Below are 3,095 nucleotides of genomic sequence, written 5' to 3'. Positions count from 1 at the left end.
CTTCAGACACATCAAGATCTTGCTGCAAATATTCATAACCACAAAAATATTGCCAATAAATATTTTCCTTTAGCTCTTCCTCCGTAAACGAATCAGAACCGTTGTACATAGCTTGAAGCATTGATAGTGCTAGCATTACTCTATGATCTTTCTTATTTCTACCAAATTGCTTGATTTCAATGTTAGGCAATGCTCTGGCTTCAAGTTCAGACCAATTTACTAAATCCCTTAGTTTATATAACTTGTTTTTAGGATTTAGTTTTGTAGATAATTTCTCTTCAAATAACCTTTCTTGTTTTTGGAGAAAAGTAATATTTTCTATAGGCATAATTTTAAAATCCGTAAGCTTTATGCGGTAATTATACCATTTTCTTATGGATTTTGTAAGCTGTTTATGACATGAAACCCCTTGTTAATTCAGGCGGGGAGAGTTTTGACGGAGGGACTTATTTATCAATTCCCTAGGATCTTTTTCTAAAGAGACCCAAAAATCTTTGGGAAATTGTATCCCATTCTTTTCAAAAAAACTTCGCAAGAGGTGCTCATTGATTGTTTTTGGTGTACTACCTATATAAACACTATTTTGTTGTTTTTCTAAGTAGTTTAATAATAATAAAGGTATCTCAATCAATTTAGACAGCTCATCTTGAGTTAGATTCATTGCAACTCTTGCAACACGGATTTGAAATCTAGACAATAAACCAGATTTATTGGATGCATTTGTGTCTAATACTATAGATTTTTCACTAGGAAAGCTTATTCCTCTTTCCTTAAAAAAGGTTACAAGAATATTATTATGGTGTTGAGAAGTCTTTATTGATTCGAAATTTCTTTGATTTTCCCATACAGATATAGTAGTTCTGCTTACTTCTATAATACTTCCTATTTCTCTAACCCCAATGTTAAGAGCTGATCTAGCCGATCTTAGTTGAAATGCATTTAAAATCATTTTATTATTTTAATTAAAATTCAAAATATTTTCAGGATATTTTTCATCAAAGGTCTCTTGATTGATATTAAGTATATTAAATGAAAAACGAAAGTGAGTCTAGATTGTCGACAGAAGTAGTATATAATAAACCAACTGCTCCTGTGGTTCATACTTATGGATAGTTAGTGGCACATCTAGTGAGATAAATGGAATTTGATGTTATAGTCCCTGCAAAATTGTCCATGTTCACTGATGATAAGGTCACTAATCTCAAGAATCAAATCAATTTTTACAAGATCAAATACGCCAAGGGGATGGATGATCTGAAAGCCTTTGATTCTCTAATGACACTTTCGAGGAGTATCAGCTCATTCACCGAATTGATGCAAAAACTTAATTTCACCTTCTTAGCTAATATGAAGGAAGCAGAAGCCACTATAAATAGGGAAATCAGTCGTAAAATAGTGGCAATTGAGATATTCACGGGATAAGTCAAATTGGAAGAAAATGTGTTGCATGTTCTATGGGAATGTTTCAGACCTAAAATATATGTGAGAACCCTCGTCGATATATTTTCCAGATTTATTTAAATGATTCACATCCTGGAATTGTTGATTCTATCTGCATTCAAATGTACGTTCTAAATCCAACTGACCATCACTTATAATTCCAATTGCCTAGAATAAGAATTGACATCAGAATTCAAATACCAACTAAACCTAGTGACCCTATCAATAATATTTCTGAAAGTTTGATTAATCTAAAAGATATTGCGATGAAGAATTTAATATTAAAAATAATTAAATAATAAAATGCTGAATTATGTGGTTGCTGGAAATAGTTTTTTAAATTACTATATAATAGATAAAGTCTCTCGCAAGTATGACTAAATACAAGAATTTAAAAATATTTTATTGAATAATATGATTGAATACTCATTTTTTATTGAACTCATCCTTTACCTTTTCATAAAAATCTCCTAGATACTTCTTCCCATCCTTCTCAATGAGATCTTTCATTTTCACAATTTCTTCATTTCCCAAATCAATATCGCTTTATAATCCTTAGTCTGAGCATAAAATGGTGTCATATAGTGTAATGGTTCCATCGGCACTCTTAACTCCTTAAATGTTGGTAAGCATTGCCTTTTCTTGCAATTTTTTAAAAGAATAATACACCAGAGAATTAGAGAACTAACATTCAGGAGTGTCTTTTAAGGGAAGGTTAGAACTATTAAGCTTTAAGAGTTCTCCGTCAACTAATTCTTCGATGTGGCAGAAATATTTATCATTCTCTATAAGTTAATATTAAATTATGTACCTGTTTGTGCTTACATCATGTATTATTGAGGAAATTTAAAGGCAGGAGGCTTAACACCTTTATTTATAAGTTAATTAATAAACTAATTTAAAATTGACATGGAAGCCAAATTAGGAATTAATAACTATTTCCCTTCATCTCCAGATTTAGGTTGATAACCATTAGTTTTCAGCATTTTTATTGTTTTCATGAGGAATGTTTGAGTTTTTAGATTTGGGTTATGATTATTGGCTTCATCGGTAGGATTTGCAATTTAAAATATATTTCCTTCAAAGAAGGTGTTGTCAGTGGCTGGCCATACACTCTTTTTAATTGTCTGTATTCCCAAAGACTTGAAACTGATGAATTCAGATAATTATCGCAAGCTTTAAGATTTTAGGAGGCTTTAATCAAAAGCAGCCTGATTAACAATTTAAATAGCAAAGAGTTCAAATTAATAGTCTTAAGTTTATATGTCTGCATATGTAGCAAATTTAGAAAATTTTTATTTGAACGTTAAACTGAAGTTTTCGATCAAGCCTGTTATTTTCTAATTGATTATTGACTTAATCTATCTCTTCAACATTTTTATTTAAAATTTAAGTTCTTCCGATTCCTATTCATATCCTGCAGATGATTCCTCTAAGTGTTTCTTCATTTTTGTTAATCCATCGTTTTCTTATTTTAATCTTTAGATTTATCTTTATTCCTCTTTCAGCTTCGTTGCCAAGTCAACCTCTAATTCTTATAATTTCATTTCAAACTGAGTTTTTAATTTTTGTATTTCTTTATTTTCTGTTAGCGTTTTTGCTAATTTTTCATTTAACGTCTGTATTTATTGGTTTAATGAAGTAACTTCAACAAC

Annotated in this window: 3 protein-coding genes; 1 reads left to right on the top strand and 2 read right to left on the bottom strand. The window is 30.3% G+C overall.

What is annotated here, in order from left to right:
• A partial coding sequence (locus Megvenef_RS08295) for a transposase (protein WP_322776028.1) occupies positions 1-328 on the bottom strand: 328 nt, incomplete at its 3' end.
• A gap of 84 nt (positions 329-412) precedes the next feature.
• Positions 413-949 carry a hypothetical protein gene (locus Megvenef_RS08290; protein WP_322777472.1) on the bottom strand — a complete coding sequence of 179 codons (537 nt, stop codon included), beginning with the start codon at positions 947-949 and terminating at the stop codon, positions 413-415.
• Positions 950-1,137: 188 nt separating this feature from the next.
• Between Megvenef_RS08290 and Megvenef_RS08285 the strand changes: the two genes are divergently transcribed.
• Positions 1,138-1,422, top strand: a complete 285-nt coding sequence (locus Megvenef_RS08285; RefSeq protein WP_322777471.1) for a hypothetical protein — start codon at positions 1,138-1,140, stop codon at positions 1,420-1,422.
• Positions 1,423-3,095 lie beyond the last annotated feature (1,673 nt).

Source organism: Candidatus Megaera venefica (assembly GCF_034554655.1).
Classification (GTDB): domain Bacteria; phylum Pseudomonadota; class Alphaproteobacteria; order Rickettsiales; family Rickettsiaceae; genus Megaera_A; species Megaera_A venefica.
Note: the sequence above shows the minus strand (reverse complement) of the source record. Positions and strands in the feature narration are given on the sequence as shown.